The sequence below is a fragment of the Stenotrophomonas sp. YJH_SMC_16 genome, assembly GCF_059367875.1.
In genome coordinates this window covers 1-16,022 of the sequence record NZ_JCAFRH010000016.1, presented here as the reverse complement: position 1 = coordinate 16,022, position 16,022 = coordinate 1, and the positions used below count along the sequence as shown (strand labels likewise).

The 16,022-nt window shown below is 65.2% G+C and carries 18 protein-coding genes; 9 read left to right on the top strand and 9 right to left on the bottom strand.

Translation table 11 applies throughout. The features are described 5' to 3' along the window. Nucleotides 1-10: 10 nt before the first annotated feature. Both AC5P6E_RS20945 and AC5P6E_RS20940 read right to left on the bottom strand, forming a co-directional pair. A complete protein-coding gene (locus tag AC5P6E_RS20945) occupies nt 11-367 on the bottom strand; it encodes a hypothetical protein (RefSeq protein ID WP_197597719.1) in 357 nt (118 codons plus the stop codon). Nucleotides 368-915: 548 nt separating this feature from the next. Next, nucleotides 916-1,833: a LysR family transcriptional regulator gene (locus AC5P6E_RS20940; protein ID WP_495231329.1), complete on the bottom strand. Its 918-nt coding sequence runs from the start codon at nt 1,831-1,833 to the stop codon at nt 916-918. A gap of 98 nt (nt 1,834-1,931) precedes the next feature. Between AC5P6E_RS20940 and AC5P6E_RS20935 the strand changes: the two genes are divergently transcribed. The 4 genes from AC5P6E_RS20935 (at nt 1,932) to AC5P6E_RS20920 (ending at nt 5,042) form a co-directional block, all read left to right on the top strand. After that, nucleotides 1,932-2,771, top strand: coding sequence for a type 1 glutamine amidotransferase domain-containing protein (locus AC5P6E_RS20935; RefSeq protein WP_495231327.1), 840 nt, complete (start codon nt 1,932-1,934; stop codon nt 2,769-2,771). Between the two features lie 100 nt (nt 2,772-2,871). Beyond that, the gene (locus tag AC5P6E_RS20930; RefSeq protein ID WP_019337524.1) at nt 2,872-3,609 is read left to right on the top strand and encodes a hypothetical protein; all 738 of its coding nucleotides are present in this window, start codon (nt 2,872-2,874) and stop codon (nt 3,607-3,609) included. Between the two features lie 85 nt (nt 3,610-3,694). After that, nucleotides 3,695-4,174, top strand: coding sequence for a hypothetical protein (locus AC5P6E_RS20925; protein WP_237707014.1), 480 nt, complete (start codon nt 3,695-3,697; stop codon nt 4,172-4,174). Nucleotides 4,175-4,259: 85 nt separating this feature from the next. Beyond that, nucleotides 4,260-5,042: a 3-hydroxybutyrate dehydrogenase gene (locus AC5P6E_RS20920; protein ID WP_019337523.1), complete on the top strand. Its 783-nt coding sequence runs from the start codon at nt 4,260-4,262 to the stop codon at nt 5,040-5,042. Here AC5P6E_RS20920 and AC5P6E_RS20915 read toward each other — a convergent pair. From AC5P6E_RS20915 to AC5P6E_RS20890, 6 genes are all read right to left on the bottom strand, one after another. Continuing rightward, nucleotides 5,039-5,410 (bottom strand): DUF4180 domain-containing protein, encoded by a 372-nt coding sequence (locus tag AC5P6E_RS20915; RefSeq protein WP_019337522.1) that lies wholly within the window; start codon nt 5,408-5,410, stop codon nt 5,039-5,041. The genes AC5P6E_RS20920 and AC5P6E_RS20915 overlap by 4 nt on opposite strands. Beyond that, nucleotides 5,403-6,269 (bottom strand): alpha/beta fold hydrolase, encoded by an 867-nt coding sequence (locus tag AC5P6E_RS20910; RefSeq protein WP_019337521.1) that lies wholly within the window; start codon nt 6,267-6,269, stop codon nt 5,403-5,405. Before AC5P6E_RS20910 ends, AC5P6E_RS20915 begins: the two co-directional genes overlap by 8 nt. Continuing rightward, complete coding sequence (locus AC5P6E_RS20905) at nt 6,266-6,685, bottom strand: helix-turn-helix domain-containing protein (RefSeq protein WP_019337520.1); 420 nt, start codon at nt 6,683-6,685, stop codon at nt 6,266-6,268. The genes AC5P6E_RS20910 and AC5P6E_RS20905 overlap by 4 nt, the downstream gene beginning before the upstream one ends. A 134-nt stretch (nt 6,686-6,819) precedes the next feature. Next, nucleotides 6,820-7,278, bottom strand: a complete 459-nt coding sequence (locus tag AC5P6E_RS20900; protein ID WP_010484634.1) for an SRPBCC family protein — start codon at nt 7,276-7,278, stop codon at nt 6,820-6,822. Between the two features lie 2 nt (nt 7,279-7,280). Further along, nucleotides 7,281-7,595 (bottom strand): ArsR/SmtB family transcription factor, encoded by a 315-nt coding sequence (locus tag AC5P6E_RS20895; protein ID WP_483698966.1) that lies wholly within the window; start codon nt 7,593-7,595, stop codon nt 7,281-7,283. Nucleotides 7,596-7,606: 11 nt separating this feature from the next. Further along, nucleotides 7,607-8,062 (bottom strand): SRPBCC family protein, encoded by a 456-nt coding sequence (locus AC5P6E_RS20890; protein ID WP_019337517.1) that lies wholly within the window; start codon nt 8,060-8,062, stop codon nt 7,607-7,609. 165 nt (nt 8,063-8,227) lie between these two features. On the opposite strand from AC5P6E_RS20890, the gene AC5P6E_RS20885 reads away from it, so the two are divergent. The 4 genes from AC5P6E_RS20885 (at nt 8,228) to AC5P6E_RS20870 (ending at nt 11,923) form a co-directional block, all read left to right on the top strand. Next, nucleotides 8,228-8,752, top strand: a complete 525-nt coding sequence (locus AC5P6E_RS20885) for a GNAT family N-acetyltransferase (RefSeq protein WP_019337516.1) — start codon at nt 8,228-8,230, stop codon at nt 8,750-8,752. A 141-nt stretch (nt 8,753-8,893) separates the two neighbouring features. Then, entirely contained in the window at nt 8,894-10,663 is a 1,770-nt protein-coding gene (locus tag AC5P6E_RS20880) for an oleate hydratase (protein WP_019337515.1), read from the top strand. An 86-nt stretch (nt 10,664-10,749) separates the two neighbouring features. Then, on the top strand, nt 10,750-11,337 hold the full coding sequence (locus AC5P6E_RS20875) for a TetR/AcrR family transcriptional regulator (protein WP_019337514.1): 588 nt from the start codon (nt 10,750-10,752) through the stop codon (nt 11,335-11,337). Nucleotides 11,338-11,428: 91 nt separating this feature from the next. After that, nucleotides 11,429-11,923, top strand: coding sequence for a hypothetical protein (locus AC5P6E_RS20870; protein ID WP_019337513.1), 495 nt, complete (start codon nt 11,429-11,431; stop codon nt 11,921-11,923). 34 nt (nt 11,924-11,957) lie between these two features. On the opposite strand, the gene AC5P6E_RS20865 is transcribed toward AC5P6E_RS20870, so the two are convergent. Beyond that, a complete protein-coding gene (locus AC5P6E_RS20865) occupies nt 11,958-12,959 on the bottom strand; it encodes a helix-turn-helix domain-containing protein (RefSeq protein ID WP_019337512.1) in 1,002 nt (333 codons plus the stop codon). A gap of 339 nt (nt 12,960-13,298) precedes the next feature. On the opposite strand from AC5P6E_RS20865, the gene AC5P6E_RS20860 reads away from it, so the two are divergent. Beyond that, the gene (locus AC5P6E_RS20860) at nt 13,299-15,875 is read left to right on the top strand and encodes a TonB-dependent receptor plug domain-containing protein (protein WP_495231323.1); all 2,577 of its coding nucleotides are present in this window, start codon (nt 13,299-13,301) and stop codon (nt 15,873-15,875) included. Nucleotides 15,876-16,022: the final 147 nt, after the last annotated feature.

Below are 16,022 nucleotides of genomic sequence, written 5' to 3'. Positions count from 1 at the left end.
CCGAGGGAAATCACTCCGGCCTAACCTCCCGGCAAGCCCACTCAACCAGCCCCCGGCAAGCCAGAAACAACCCATCAACCACCCCCTCATCCAAATGCCGTTCCGGGTCCGCTGCCACCCGGCAGCGGTCTGCCGCGTGCAGCAGCTCCAGTACCGTCAGCGCTCCCACCATCGCGCGCTCGCTCCTGGCCAGACTCACGCGGCGGCCGGGTGATACATCGGTTTCCGGCCAAGGATGCCCATCAGCCCCCTCGCAGCCGCGCATGCGCTTGAGGATGCCGAGGAGGGAACTCAGATCGGGCAGGGAAGCGTCGTCGTTGATGGGCTCAACAACGGTGTACGAGGAGAAGGTGTCGGATTCGTTCATGGCGTCGGCTTCCGTGGCTGTGCTTAACAGCGCCACCGTGAAGAGGTGGCGGACGATGCGTGGCTGCAAACCGGGACGAAGCAACGAATGACCGGTGGGTCCGAAGACCCCCACGCACCGCCCGCCAGATAGGCCGACGGATTGCCCGCCGGCACCGGTTAAGGACGGTGCCGACGGGCAAGCGTAAACAACAGTCGTTGCTCATCGCGGGTTTGCAGACCCGGAGCCACCCGTTGTCGGTGGCACGTCATGGTGTTTACGCCGCCGCTTCGAATGCCAATAGAAATTCGCGAAGGAATCGCGGAATTCGAGAGCGAAGATCTATTGTTGCACGCACCATTCGTGCAGCACGCGACGCGTCAAGACGTATTCGCGCAGATGCTCTGCTGATTGCGAACTAAAGTGGCGCAATCGCCCATGCTGCAAGCGAATAGCGCGACGGCGTTCTTTGCAACAGTTCTTAGTCCGCCTCGCCAAGCAACGGCGCGCGATCAGCTGCACACGCCGAAAAGCGGTTCAAACCCGACACCGTTAACAAGCTCGCAGCTTCAACCAACGCCAGCCTCAGCCACATTCCCCACCAGCAACTCGATCATCGCCCGCGCCGCCGCCGATTGCCGCCGATGCGGTGCATAGATCACCGAGAACGGCCGCGATCTTCCCCGCAGCTGCGGCAGCACTTCCACCAATTCCCCGCGCAGCAACCGCTCGCGCACGATGAACTCATAGCTCTGGCAGATGCCGATGCCCTGTTCGGCCAGCGACACCACGCCCAGCACATCGTCGGAGGTCTCGATGGACGAACGTGGCAGCCAATCCACGTCGCGCCCGCCGTCTCGGAAGATCCAGGGCGCCAGCCGCCCGGTGCGCGGCATCACAAAGGGCAGGCACAGGTGCTGCTGCAGGTCGTCCAGCGTCTGCGGCGTGCCGTGGCGCCGCAGATAGTCCGGCGCGGCCACCAGCAGCAGCGGCGCGTCTTCCAGCTTTCGCCCCACCAGCCCGCTGTCCGGCAGCTGGCCCAGGCGGATGGCCAGGTCGAAGCCTTCGGCCACCAGGTCCACGTTACGGTTGGTGATGTTCAGTTCCACCTGCACCTGCGGGTACTGCTGCGCAAAGCGCGCCAGCACGGGCGGCAGCCGGTAGTGGCCATAGGTGGTGGGCACGCTCAGGCGCACGCGGCCGGCCAGCGCACCGTCCTGGGCCAGTACGTCGCGCTCGGCGTCGTCCAGCAGGCCGAAGGCGGTGCGCACCTGTTCCAGATAGAGCCGCCCGGCGTCGGTCAGGCCCACGCGGCGGGTGGTCCGCTGCAGCAGCTGCCGGCCCAGCCGCGCTTCCAGGCGGGTGACCGCGCGGCTCAGCACCGAGGGCGTGGTGGACAGCGCCACCGCGCCGGCCGTGAACGAGCCGTGCTCGGCCACCGCCAGAAACACCTCCACATCGCCCAGGTAGTCGAACTTGCGGCTCATTTGGCTCTCCGGGGAACAGATGTTTTGCGATGGTGCCAATTTATCGCCGCTGGGGCGATGAATAAAGTGGCCGCCATTCCCCGATTAGGAGCTACCCCGTGAACATGATGACCCGGCTGGCCGCAGCGCTGGCCCTGACCCTGGCCGCGACCGGCGTGCATGCCGCCAATGTGCTGGTGGTGCTGTCCGACGAAAACCACCTGGACCTGAAGGACGGCAAGGTGCTGTCCACTGGCTTCTATCTCAACGAGCTGATGCAGCCGGTCAAGCTGCTGCTCGACGCCGGCCACGAGGTGACCTTCGCCACACCGCAGGGGCGGGCGCCGACGGTGGATGCTTCTTCGGTGACGCCCGCGTACTTCGGCAACGACGCCGGGCAGCTGACGCTGCACAAGGAGCTGCTGGAGAAACTGGCGCTGACCTCGCCGACGGCCTCGCCGGTGGTCAGCCTGGCGCGCGTCGAGCAGCAGGGTTATGCGCGTTTCGATGCGGTCTACATTCCCGGTGGCCACGCGCCGATGCAGGACCTGCTGAAGAGCCCGGCGCTGGGCCGGCTGCTGGCGGACTTCCACCAGCGCAACAAGACCACCGCGCTGGTCTGCCACGGGCCGATCGCGCTGCTGTCCACGCTGCCGGATGCGGCGGGTTTCGTGGCGAAGCTGGAAGCGGGTGCGATGCCCGCCACGCCGCAGTGGATCTACCGCGGCTACCAGATGACGGTGATCAGCAACCAGGAAGAGGAGCAGGCCAAGCCGATGCTGGGCGGCGGTGAGATGAAGTTCTACCCGCAGACCGCGTTGCAGCGGGCGGGGGCGAAGTTCAGCAGCAACGCCACGCCGTGGACCGGGCATGTGGTGGTGGATCGTGAGTTGATAACCGGGCAGAACCCTGCTTCGGCGCTGGAGGTGGGGCAGCGGTTGGTGGAGCGGTTGAAGTAAGGCGGGGCTCTGCATCGCGTGCGGTGCCGTGGCACCATGGCGGACTGGCCTCATCCTTCTGGGCGGGGGCCGGTTTTCCAGGGAAGCCATTCACTACGACATGCGAACGTCCATCCGCTTCATTCTCTCCGTCCTGTGCCTTGGCCTGCTGTCTGGCTGCGCCAGTGGGCCGGACTACCACCATTCCAATCGCGAGATAACCGGCGCGTTCGTGGCCGACGACGGCAAGCTGTACCTGCTGCCGGTCTATGACGAGCCGATGCGCTTTGATGCCGCGCCGTTCCGTGATTACCGCGCCTTGATGGACAGCCCGCTGCGCGAGGCCGTGGTCTGCGCGCAGCTGTACTTCCGTGAGGACTGGCGCGTGCCGGCCGACCGGGCCAAGGTGCATGGCAGCTACGCGCTGCTGCTGCGACCAGAGCAGGTGACGCCGGAGCAGGCCGTGCAGTTCAAGCTGGAGCGGTTGGAGATCAGCCCGCGGGTGGCCAAGGCCATCGCTGCGTTGACGCGCCAGCCGTACATCCTTGAAGCCCGGAGCCGCTACGAACTGGCGGCCAACCCGGACTGCAATCTTTCCAGGCAGGGCGGCAGCTATTACAGCGCGCTGTTCGAGAGTGATGGCGAGCGGGTGACGTTGCCGGATGCTGCGGCGCTGGCCGCGAAGGCGAAGCTGCCGCAGTCGATTACCGCGCGGGCTGAGCGGATCCGGCCGGACGATACGGACAAGCCCGGGGTTGGGACGGCGGCCGGCAAGGTGCTGGGCGCTGCGTTGGTGCCGGTGGCGGTGCCGGTGTTTGTGTTGAGCCTGCCGTTCTTGGGGCCGGATCATTGGAAGTGATGGGGCGTTGACGCCAGAGCATCCACGCCTGGCGTGGATCTAGTCGGGCCTTGCAAGTGCCTGAACGTTCATCCTGGAGATCTGTGTGCCCAGCACGCTGCAAACTGTTTTGAAAACCGTAGGTTTCATTGTCCTCGCTGCACTTCCGTTGGTGATCCTCTGGTTCACCCTTCGGCGAATGTCAGCAACTGCTCGCTCGTCCGTGAAGTCTGGGCTGCGTTTGGATCCCCCTCGCCGGATTTCCGGAACGTCCATGACCTTGGTGATGGTGGATGGGAAAGAGGATCGCGAGCACTACTTCTTTGATACAGAATCCTTCTACCTGCGGCGGGGCCCGGTGCCCACGGCAGTTCCGCTTTCGCAGATCACCTCAGTCACTCGAACGTCCGACGTCATCTATGCGCGCTATGTCTGGCAGGTGTGCTTCAGCAGAGCATCGGGTAGAAAGTGCGTGACGTTCACCAACAACCTGTCGCTGTTCAACCGTGATTTCCTGCTTTTCCTGGAGGCGGTGCGGAAGGCCAATCCGCTGGCGACCGTTGATCGAGCGAGCGTGATCTTCTAACCCTGGCCTGACATGGGCCGTGCCATTCAAAAGGGGCTGGCCCGTAGGGCTACACTGGCGGCCTACGCCCAATGGAAGCTCGCCCATGTTCAGTGGAAAGGTTGCGGTGGTCACCGGCTCCACCAGCGGTATCGGTCTTGGCATCGCCACGGCGCTGGCACGGCAGGGCGCGGACATCGTGCTGAATGGCTTCGGCGATGCGGCGGAAATCGAGCGCATCCTTTCCGCATTGGAATCCAAGTTCGGGGTACGGGTGGCGCATGACGGCGCCGACCTGTCCCATGGCGAGGCAGTGCGCGGATTGATCGACCACGCCGTCGCGACGATGGGGCGCATCGACATCCTGGTGAACAATGCCGGCATCCAGCACACCGCGTCGATCGAGGAATTCCCGGTAGAGAAGTGGGACGCAATCCTGGCGCTGAACCTGTCGGCGGTGTTCCATGGAACGGCGGCGGCGTTGCCGCACATGAAGCAGCAGGGCGCCGGCCGCATCATCAACATCGCGTCGGTGCACGGGTTGGTAGGCTCGGTGAACAAGTCGGCCTATGTGGCGGCCAAGCATGGCGTGGTGGGGTTCACCAAGGTAACCGCGCTGGAGAATGCGGGCACGGGCATCACCGCCAATGCGATCTGTCCGGGCTGGGTGCGGACGGCGCTGGTCGAGCAGCAGATCACCGCGTTGGCGGAGAAGGAAGGCACGGATCAGGAATCGGCCGCCCGCGCGCTGCTGGCCGAGAAGCAGCCTTCGTTGCAGTTCGTGACGCCCGAGCAGCTGGGCGAAATGGTGGTGTTCCTGGCCTCGGACGCCGCGGCGCAGATCACCGGCACGGCGCTGCCGGTGGATGGGGGCTGGACGGCGCGCTAACTGGCCGAGGCCGACAGGCGAGTCTGCAGAGCATCCCAATCGGCCACGAAGCAGCCGTCGCGACCACGGTTGCACTCGGTGATCCACGCGTCCAGCGATTCGCTTTGTGCGCGGTAGCCGCTGACATCGCCCAGCACGGCGAAGTGCAGGCGGTAGTTCACCAGCATCTGCAGCCACTGACCGGCCATGCCGGAGCGAAGCTCGAAGAAGTCTGCCGAAAGGCGCTGCACCGGCACGGCAATCCACTCGGCCTGGTGTCCAAGGGCGTCGCCGACCAGATCGCGCAGGCCGTTGGCATCGAGTGCGGGGCCCTGCGGCTCGATGCGCAGGAGGCGGGTGGTGCCGATGTGTTCAATGGAATCATTCATGCTGGAGGTTCTGCAGTTGACGCAGCCGGGCGAGGATGTCTTCTCGCAGGCCGGGGATGTAGTGATAGGCGTCTGCGAGCAGCGTGACGTCCGCCGTCGGGACGAGCCGTTTCATGCGTTCGGCGGCGGCAGGGGTGTCGATGAGGGCATCACGCGCGCCCATGACAAGGGCTGCCGGCGGATGCAAGGCAGCCAGGCGCTCGTCGCTGATGCGGGGGATGCGCAGCGGACGTGGCCGAACCTCGGCACGGATCAATGCCAGCAGGTCGAGCAGCGGCTGCGCACGTGCAGGTGCATGCAGTGGCGCGGGACCCATGACCGCACGGCGAAGGCGCTCGCGTCCCCATCGGCCAAGCAGCAACAGTGGCAGCGCCTTGAGCAGGAATGCACGCTGGCGCCCGATACCCGAGGGGCTGACCAGGACCAGTGCGTTGACCCGGGCAGGCCTTCGCAGCGCGTAGTCCAGTGCCAGGAAGCCGCCGAACGACAGGCCCACGAATGCTGCGCTTTCCACGCCAAGTGCGTCGAGGACATCATCCAGCCATTGCGCATGCGCATCGCTGTCCAGCGCAGGTTGCGTGCCTTCGCTCAGGCCCGGTTCGCCAATGATGTCGACGGCATGCACGCGGTAGTACTCGCTCCAACGTTCGGCATCGAACATCCAGCTGGCGGCATTGCTGAGGGTGCCATGCAGCAGCACCAGGGCAGGGCCGTGTTCCGGGCCGCAGCTGACTACAAATGTCGAACCGGCGCGGGTGGCGAGATGGTGCGATTCGTGTGGTCCCGGCCAGTCCGAAAGCACCTGGCGGTAGGCGGCAAGTACGTGCTGCGTGGGAATGCCGGGGCGCTGCCGCTTCATGCGCTGCGGTCCTGCAGCAGGCGCTGCAGGCTGACCAGCAGCGCCGTGGAACCTGCCAGGCCACCGATCACGATCAGCTTGAGCACATCGTGCTCAGGCGAATAGATCGTCTCCATGCGCAGCGGCTCATCGTCGGCCTCGCGGCCGGTGACGCGCGCATGCAGGGCACGCACCAGGTCGGCGGCACGTGCTGCACCGCATCCGGGAATATCCACCACCGTGGTCAGCTGTGGGCGCGCAGCGGAGGGCTCACGTACGGTGCCGGTGAACTCGTCGAGGTCTTCAGCGGTGATGCGATAGGACTTGCCGATGCGGGTCGCGCGCAGTTGGCCGCTACGGATATGCCGCAGGACGGTTTTGGGGTGCAGGCTGAGCTGCTGGGCAACCTGATCGACGGTTAGCAACGCGGGGGACATAACGGAACTCGAGAACCATGTGCTCCCTATTGTTCCATGAAATGCAATGTGTGGGAGCGATTGGGGATTGTGCGGCGGCGGCGACAGCGGGCCATCTGCCCGGTGCCGCTCGCGCGGGCCAACCCTCCCGACGGCTACGCTGGCTTGGCAAACACATCCAGCCCCTTGCCCGTCTCCAGCAGCGACTTCAGGCTGGACAGCACGATCGGCCAGCCCTGGCGGATGCCGGTATCCATGCCGCTGCCCGGTTCCAGCTCCTCATGGGTAACCGTCAGCCGCACCATGTCCTGGTAGGGCACGATGTCGAAGGTCACCCGGCTGTAGGCGTCCGGGTTGTCGGCCTGCGAGGCGGCGGCCCAGGTGATGACCAGCCGCGAGGGCGGGGTGCTTTCTACCACTTCGCCGACCAGCTCGACCGAGCGGGTTTCGTTGGCGCGCACATGCTGCCAGCGCGAGCCGGGCTTCCAGTCCGAGACGTTTTCATGGCCCCAGTAGCGGCGGGCGATCTCGGGGCGGGTGATGGCCTCGAACACCTTCTGCGGCGTGGAGGCGATGTAGATCACGTGGATGAAGCGGGTGGTCTCTGCGGACATCGTCATTCTCCTTCCAGTTCTCGTTTCAGGTCATGCAGCAGGCTCAGGCGCTGCTGGTCGAACTTGCGTACCCAGCGCTCGTAGACTTCATGCAGCGGCACCGGGTTGATGAAGTGCAGCTTTTCGCGACCACGACGCACGGTGCTGATCAGGTTCGCGTCTTCCAGCAGGCCCAGGTGCTGGGTGACCGATTGCCGGGCCATGTCCAGGTGCTCGCAGAGCTGACCCAGGGTCTGGCCGTTGTCTTCGCAGAGCAGGTCCAGCAGCGTTCTGCGCGTGGGGTCGGCCAGGGCCTTGAACACCTTGTCTGCATTCATGCGGGGCGTCTTCAGTTCCAGTTGTCGATCCTGATGTCGTGCGGGTTGGGCTGGCCCTTGCCGGTTTCCAGCAGGGCTTTGAGGCTCAACAGGAACACCGCCCACTTGGTGCTGCAGTGGGAGGTGAACTCGACGCGTTCTTTCCAGCCTTCGTGGGTGAACAGCACGATGCAGTAGTCGCCTTCCTGTTTCAGCGCGAAACGCGCATGCGTGCCGATCCATTCGGCGGGACCGGCCAGGAACTTCCAGAGCACCAGCTCACCGGGAATCAGCTGTTCCAGCTGAATTTCCATGGCGCCGATTTCCTGGCCGTTGGCGGTGAAGCGTGCCCTGACCGTACCGCCGATGTTGCGGTCGCCATGAGTGTCTTCGGCCCACCAGGCGGCCACACCTTCGGGGGTGGCCAGTGCTTGATACACCTGGCTTGCGGGGGCCTTGATGCCGACCCGGTGTGCGATATCCACCATTGCAGGTTCCTCGCGATGGGCGGGCAGGTGCCGTCCTTGGTGTCGACTATATGCAGGTAAATACCTGCATGTCAAATCCGGCCCACGGACGTCCGGCCCTGGTAGTGCCGGCCGCTGGCCGGCATCCTCGGTGCAGCCGATTGATGCGTTGGAAGGAGTGCGTGCATGACTGAAGCTGGAAAGGACACCTTGACCATCCGCCGCGCCAGCGTGGCCGATGCCCCTGCGGTGCTGAGGCTCTTCGACGAGGTGATCGAATGGTTCGAGTCGATCGGTAATCTGCAGCAGTGGGGCAGCGAGCCGTGGTCGACGGTGCCGCGTCGGATCACCCAGGTGACTGATGCCTGCGCGCTGCCCGGCGCGTGGGTGGCGCAGAACGCACTGGGTGAGGTGCGTGCGTTCCTGGCGCTGGGTGAGGCGATGCCCTATGTACCGGCGCCCGATGGGCCAGAGCTGTACGTACGCGTGCTGGTGGCTTCGCGCGATGGCCGCGTGCGCGGCGTCGGCCGCCGCTTGATGGCGTTTGCCGATGAGCAGGCGCGCGCTGCCGGACTCGACCATCTGCGCGTGGACTGCTACGGCGGTGGCAATGGGGATCTGGTGCGCTTCTATGAGTCCTGTGGCTACACACGCATCGTACCGTTCAACGTGGACGGTTGGCCTGGCATGCTGCTGGGCCGGCAGCTCTGACGCGGCTGCGTCATTCGGTCGCAGCGTGTGTGCAGGAAACGGTACATCGGTTCGGCGCTAGAGTAGGGCCATGACCTGCACGGGATGGCTGTGTCATCCCGCTACGGGTTCCTGATGACCCCCTCCAGGAAGGAGCAGCGCATGTACTACAGCAGTGGCAACTACGAAGCCTTCGCGCGCCCGCGCAAGCCCGCCGGTGTCGATGGCAAGCGGGCCTGGTTCGTCGGTTCGGGCCTGGCCTCGCTGGCGGGAGCCGCGTTCCTGGTGCGCGACGGGCGCATGGCCGGTGAACGCATCACCATCCTTGAACAGCAGCGGATTGCCGGCGGCGCGCTGGATGGCCTGAAGGTGCCGGAAAAGGGTTTCGTGATCCGTGGTGGCCGCGAGATGGAGAACCATTTCGAGTGCCTGTGGGACCTGTTCCGCTCGATCCCCTCGCTGGAGATCGAGGACGCCAGCGTGCTGGACGAGTTCTACTGGTTGAACAAGGACGACCCGAACTATTCGCTGCAGCGTGCCACGGTCAATCGCGGCGAGGATGCGCACACCGACGGCCTGTTCACGCTGACCGAGCAGGCGCAGAAGGACATCATCGCGCTGTTCCTGGCCACCCGGCAGGAGATGGAGAACAAGCGCATCAACGAAGTGCTGGGCCGTGATTTCCTGGACAGCAATTTCTGGCTGTACTGGCGCACCATGTTCGCATTCGAGGAGTGGCATTCGGCGCTGGAGATGAAGCTGTACCTGCATCGCTTCATCCATCATATCGGCGGGCTGCCGGACTTCTCCGCACTGAAGTTCACCAAGTACAACCAGTACGAATCGCTGGTGCTGCCGCTGGTGAAGTGGCTGCAGGACCATGGTGTGGTGTTTCAGTACGGCACCGAAGTGACCGACGTCGACTTCGATCTGCAGCCGGGCCGCAAGCAGGCCACGCGCATCCACTGGATGCGTGATGGTGTAGCCGGTGGCGTGGATCTGGGCGCGGACGATCTTCTGTTCATGACTATCGGCTCGCTGACTGAGAACTCGGACAACGGCGACCACCACACTGCGGCACGCCTGAATGAAGGCCCGGCGCCGGCCTGGGACCTGTGGCGGCGCATTGCCGCGAAGGATGCAGCGTTCGGGCGCCCGGACGTGTTCGGCGCGCACATTCCGGAAACCAAGTGGGAATCGGCGACGGTGACCACGCTGGATGCGCGCATTCCGGCCTACATCCAGAAGATCGCCAAGCGCGATCCCTTCAGCGGCAAGGTGGTGACCGGCGGCATCGTCAGCGTGCGCGACTCGCGCTGGCTGATGAGCTGGACGGTGAACCGGCAGCCACATTTCAAGAACCAGCCCAAGGACCAGATCGTGGTCTGGGTGTATTCGCTGTTTGTGGATACGCCCGGCGACTACGTGAACAAGCCGATGCAGGACTGCACCGGCGAGGAGATCACCCGCGAGTGGCTGTACCACCTGGGCGTGCCGGTGGACGAGATCGACGAGCTGGCCGCGACCGGTGCGAAGACGGTACCGGTGATGATGCCGTACATCACCGCGTTCTTCATGCCGCGCCAGGCCGGTGATCGTCCTGACGTGGTGCCGGAAGGTGCGGTGAACTTCGCCTTCATCGGCCAGTTCGCCGAATCGAAGCAGCGCGACTGCATTTTCACCACCGAGTATTCGGTGCGTACGCCGATGGAAGCGGTGTACACGTTGCTGGATATCGAACGCGGCGTGCCGGAGGTGTTCAATTCCACCTACGACGTGCGCTCGCTGCTGGCCGCCGCCGGTCGTCTGCGCGATGGCAAGGAACTGGATATTCCCGGGCCTGCGTTCCTGCGCAACCTGCTGATGAACAAGCTGGACAAGACCCAGATCGGTAGCCTGCTGCGCGAGTTCAAGCTGGTACAGGAGGACTGAGCGGGGCGTGGGTAGCGCTGGGCCACGCCCGGCGAGTCCAACAGGGGGGAGTTGACAGCGCCTCAACCTACTAGTAGGTTGGCGGCATGAAAGAGTCGCTCTCGCCCAAGGCCCAGGAGATCCTGGCCCACGCCCGTTCGCTGCTGGAGGCCGGTGGCTACAACGGCTTCAGCTACGCCGACGTGTCGGCGCGGGTGAACATCAGCAAGGCCAGCATCCACCACCATTTCCCCAGCAAGGTGGATCTGGTGCGCACGGTGGTTGAGCTGTACCGGGCCGAGGCGCGTGAGGGCCTGGCGCTGCTGGACCGGCAGCTGGGCGACCCGCTGCAGGAGCTCAACGCCTATGTGGACTACTGGTCCAGCTGTATCGCCGGTGGCACGTCGTCGTTCTGTATCTGCGCGATGCTGGCCGCAGAGGCACCGATGATCCCAGCAGAGATAGCCGATGAAGTACGCGGGCATTTCGAGGATCTGAGCGGGTGGCTGGCCGCGACGCTGGAAAAGGGCGCGGCACTGGGTCAACTGCGCCTGCAGGGTTCGGCGACGGACGAGGCGAGGGCCTTCATGTCGTCGGTACATGGCGCGATGCTGGCTGCGCGCGGTTTCGGCGATGCGGCGACGTTCGCGGCACTGGCGCGGTTGGCCATTGCGCGGGTGAGCGCGACTGCCTGACATGACTGTGGTGGGGCCCGCGGCGACGCGGGTCATTTTTTGAATCATGCACCTACCTACTAGTAGGTTTATTTAACTCTGGAGATGTTCCATGTCGCACTCTCTGTCCACGCTGGGCGTGTTCCATACCGTTGTCAGCCTGATCCCGGTCCTCAGCGGCCTGTATGCCTTCATTCGCCATCGCGCAATCGACCCTGCAACACGCTCGGGCAAGCTGTACCTGGCGGGACTGGTGCTGTCTGTCGCTACCTCATTCACCGTCTCCAGCACGGGCGGGATCAACCCGGGCCACGCATTCGGGGTGATCGTGCTGCTGGTGGCATTCGGCGGCGTGCTGGCCGCGCGGCTGCGCTGGCTGGGGCGCGCAGCGCGTTACCTGTCGACCTTCGCGCTGTCGTTCAGTTTCCTGTTGTCGCTGGTGCCCGGCGTCAATGAAACGCTGACCCGCTTGCCGGCAACGCATCCGATTGCTGCGGCGCCGATGGCCCCGGTGGTGCTGCAGACGCTGCTGGGATTGGCTGTGGTGTTTGTGATGGGCTTTGCCGCGCAGTGCTGGCGGATCCATCGGCGCACCACCACGTTGTGAGCGATGCAGGCCCGCAGCACGAAGTACCGCGGAATCAGCAGCCCACCAGCCGATCTGCGCCAATACCGCCACGATGCTGGCTGCGATACTCGGTAGGGCTCGCATCGACCTGACCCCGGAAGTGCCGACGGAACGATTCCTGTGAACCAAAGCCGGCCTGCTCGGCGACCCACTGCAGCGGCCGGTCGGTGGTTTCCAGCAGTTCGCGCGCGAAGGCCACGCGCTCGCGGATCAGCCAGTCGATCGGCGACAGGCCGGTGGCTTCCAGGAACTGCCGCTGCAGGGTGCGCTGGCTGAGTGCAGCCTGCTCGGCGAGACTGCCAAGGGAATGTGGCTCGCGCAGGTTGCGGCGCATCCATTCCATCAGCTTTGCCAAGCGCGTGGGCTCGCCATGGGGAATGGCCCGGCTGACGCGCTGGCTGCGGCCGGCGTCGCGCCACGGCGCCAGCACCAGCCGCTCGGCCACCAGGTTGGCTACACGCGCGCCGTAGTCCTTGCGCACCATGTGCAGCATCATGTCCATGCCGGTGGCCGAGCCGGCCGAGGTGATGATGCTGCCGGTATCCACATACAGCGCATCTTCGCGCACATCGATGCGTGGGAACTCACGTGCGAGCGCTTCGGTGAGGCGCCAATGGGTGGTGGCCTGGCGACCGTCGAGCAGCCCGGCCCAGGCCAGCACGAACGCACCGGAGCAGATCGAGGCGATGCGCGCGCCGCGTGCGTGGGCACGGTTGAGCGCATCGAGCAGTGCCTGCGGCGGGCGTTCGCTGGGTTCGCGCCAACCGGGGATGACGACGATGTCGGCGTCATCAACCGTGCTGAGATCGCAGGGCAGCTGCACCTGCGCATTGCCGAGCATGCGCAGTGCGCCGGGCTCGCCTGCGCATAGCTGGGTGCGGTACCAGGCCACGCCGAGCTCGGGCCTTATCGGCGCGAACAGGCCCACTGCACAGCCGAATTCGAACAGCCCCTGGCCGTGGCAGGCGACGATGGCAACGAGCGGCGCGGCGGGATCGGCGGGTGGGCTGGGCATGGCTTGATGCTACGGGTGCAGATGCATGGCGCTGAGTGGTGCGCGGGCATGAGGTGATGCCGGCCAGGCATATGGAGCGGTCGCTCCCCTCTTGTAGAGCCGAGCCCACGCTCGGCTCAATACCGGCAAGGGGGGATGCATCTGACGCCGTCACGAGGAGCAGCCGAGCGTGGGCTCGGCTCTACAGACAGCAGTGCACCGGCAATGCCGCCTAACCTCATTACCAGCGGTCATGTGGGTGGCCGGATATGAAGGTTGGGTGACGTGATCCCGCCTGTCGCGCCAGGTGAACAGGCCCTTGAATGGAAGCGTGTTTCCGGCCCACCCCCACGAGCCCCCATGCCTGCCGCCCACGCCCCTGTCCTGAGCACTCTCGCTGTTCTGATCACTTCTATCCTCGCCGCGTCGCCCACCCATGCGGCGGAAACCGATGCCGATCCTGCCGCCACCGCCGCGACAGCCAACGTGGCAGCGTCCACGCTGGATGCGGTGGTAGTGACCGGTTCGCGCACCAGCACGCGCACGGTAAAGAACAGCTCCACGCCCATCGATGTGATCTCCGCCGAGGACCTTGCCGCTACCGGGCAGGGCAACCTGTTGGAAGCGTTGCAGCGCAGCCTGCCGTCGCTGAGCCAGATCGGCGGCTACCAGAGCGACCAGGAAAGCCTGATCCGCGGCTACCAGCTGCGCAACCTGTCGCCGGGCTACACGCTGGTGCTGGTGAACGGCAAGCGTCGCAATGCCAGTGCCTATGTGAGCGGGGCAAACGGCGGCGGCTATCCGGGCCATGCCTGGGCCGATCTGGCGTTGATTCCGGTCTCGGCCATCGACCATGTCGAAGTGCTGCGCGATGGTGCCTCGGCCATCTACGGCTCGGATGCGATCACCGGCGTGGTCAACGTGATCCTGAAGTCGCAGGCGCACGGCGGTGAGTTTGCCGTGGAGAGCGGGCAGAGCATCGACGGTGATGGTTCGCGCACCAGCGTGCGTGCCAACGTGGGCCTGCCGTGGGGACAGGATGGCTTCGTCAATCTGTCTGGCGAGACCACGCGCCAGCATCATGCGATCCGCACCCGCCGCTACATCGATGGCTATCTGAGCTACCCGGCGGTGGACGGCAACGGCAATCTGGTGGCATTGCGCCCGAACAACCGGTTGCCTGCGGGTGCGTCGCCGAACCCGGCTGAGGCCAACCGCGATGCCGAGGCCAACACCATCCTCAGCTCGCCGTCGTACGCGTTGAAGGCCTTCGCAGTGAACGTGGGCCATGGCCTGGGCGAAAGCGCGCAGTTCTACGCCAATGCCACCGCCAGCGACCGCACCGCGCAGGCGATCCAGAACTTCCGCCTGCCGGCGACCATCTTCACCACCTACAAGGCCCCCGGCGTGCTGAGTGTGTTCCCGGATGGCTTCCTGCCGGTGCTGGAAACCAAGGAGAAGCAGTACACCGGCACCGCGGGCGTGAAAGGCCAGATCGCGGGCTGGGACTACGACGCCAGCCTGACCGGCAACCGCAGCACGGTGCGCACCTACACCCGTAACTCGGTGAACTACTCGCTGCCGTATCCCGGCTCGCCCACGGACTTCTACGACGGCAAGCTGGACTACCAGCAGGGCATCGCCAACCTGGACCTGCGCCGTGGCTTCGAGGTGGCCGCGTTCGCCTCGCCGCTGGAAGTGAGCGCGGGCGCCGAGTACCAGCATGAACAGTATGAACGCGGGGCCGGGCAGTGGGAGTCGTATACCGGCTTTGGTGCTGCGGCTTTCGTCGGCTATTCCACTGCGGACGCGGTGAAGGCTACCCGCAACAGCAAGGCGGTCTATGTGGGCGCGGCCACCAACGTCACCTCGCGCTGGTACCTGGATGCGGCCGCGCGCTGGGAAGACCATTCCGACTTCGGCAGTGTCTCCACGGGCCGCCTGACCACGCGCTTCGACTTCACCGATGCGCTGGGTGTGCGGGCCACGGTCAGCAACGGCTTCCATGCGCCCAGCCTGGGTGCGCAGTTCTACCAGGCCACTGGCAGCTGCCCGTGCGGCACCACGCTGGTGGCACAGGTGTCGTCGCCGGCGGCGATCGCACTGGGTGCCACGCCGCTGAAGCCTGAGAAAGCCACCAATTACAGCCTCGGCGTGACCTGGGACCCGAGCCCGGCCTTCCACCTGGCCGTGGATGCGTACCAGATCGATATCCGTGGCCAGCTAGGGCAGTCCAGCCAGATCGGCTACAACGCACAGGATCCGGCGCGCGTTACCGACAACAGCGGTACGGTGCTGAGCGCGGCGCAGAAGAACACCATCGATGCGCTGCTGGGTTCGGCCGGCATCAGCATCCTGCCGGGTGATGCGTTCTACGCGAGCTACTTCACCAACGTGGGCAACACCCGCACACGCGGTGTCGAGCTGACCCTGGAGGCGAACCAGGAAACCACGTGGGGCAAGCTGCGCTGGAGCTACGCGGCCAACGTGGGTCGCACCACCATCCAGAAGGTCAGCGACATTCCGGCGGCGCTGCAGGGGCTGCCGAACATCAACCTGCTGACCAAGAGCAGCGAGTACGCGCTGCGCTTCCGCACGCCGAGCTACACGCAGGTGGCCGGCCTGGGGTGGCAGAACGGGCGCTGGCGCTCGAACCTGGACTTCACCTATTACGGCCCGATCAAGCGCTTGAACAACGGCGTTGAGTACAAGCAGCCGCCGGTGCTGGTGACCAATCTCTCCGGTGCCGTGGAACTGGGGGCGGGCTGGAGTGCGGCGCTGGGCATCAACAACGTGTTCGACAAGCGCACCCGCAAGGTGCCCGAGTACGCGCGCAGTGCCACCGATGTGGCCAGCATCGAGACGACCTGGGACAACGGCGATGTGCTGGGCAACGTTGGAGCGTACTGGTATGGGCGGGTCAGCTATCGGTTCTGATCTGGAGCAGTCGAGCATGGCTTGTATGTTCCTCCCGGCTCCTACGCGGTATGTAGGAGCCAGGGTGGAGGGACCGTCAAGCATGCATCTGCGGATACCAGCCGACAGACGAGTCGAGCGATCCCCATCCCGCACACGAACGTCGAT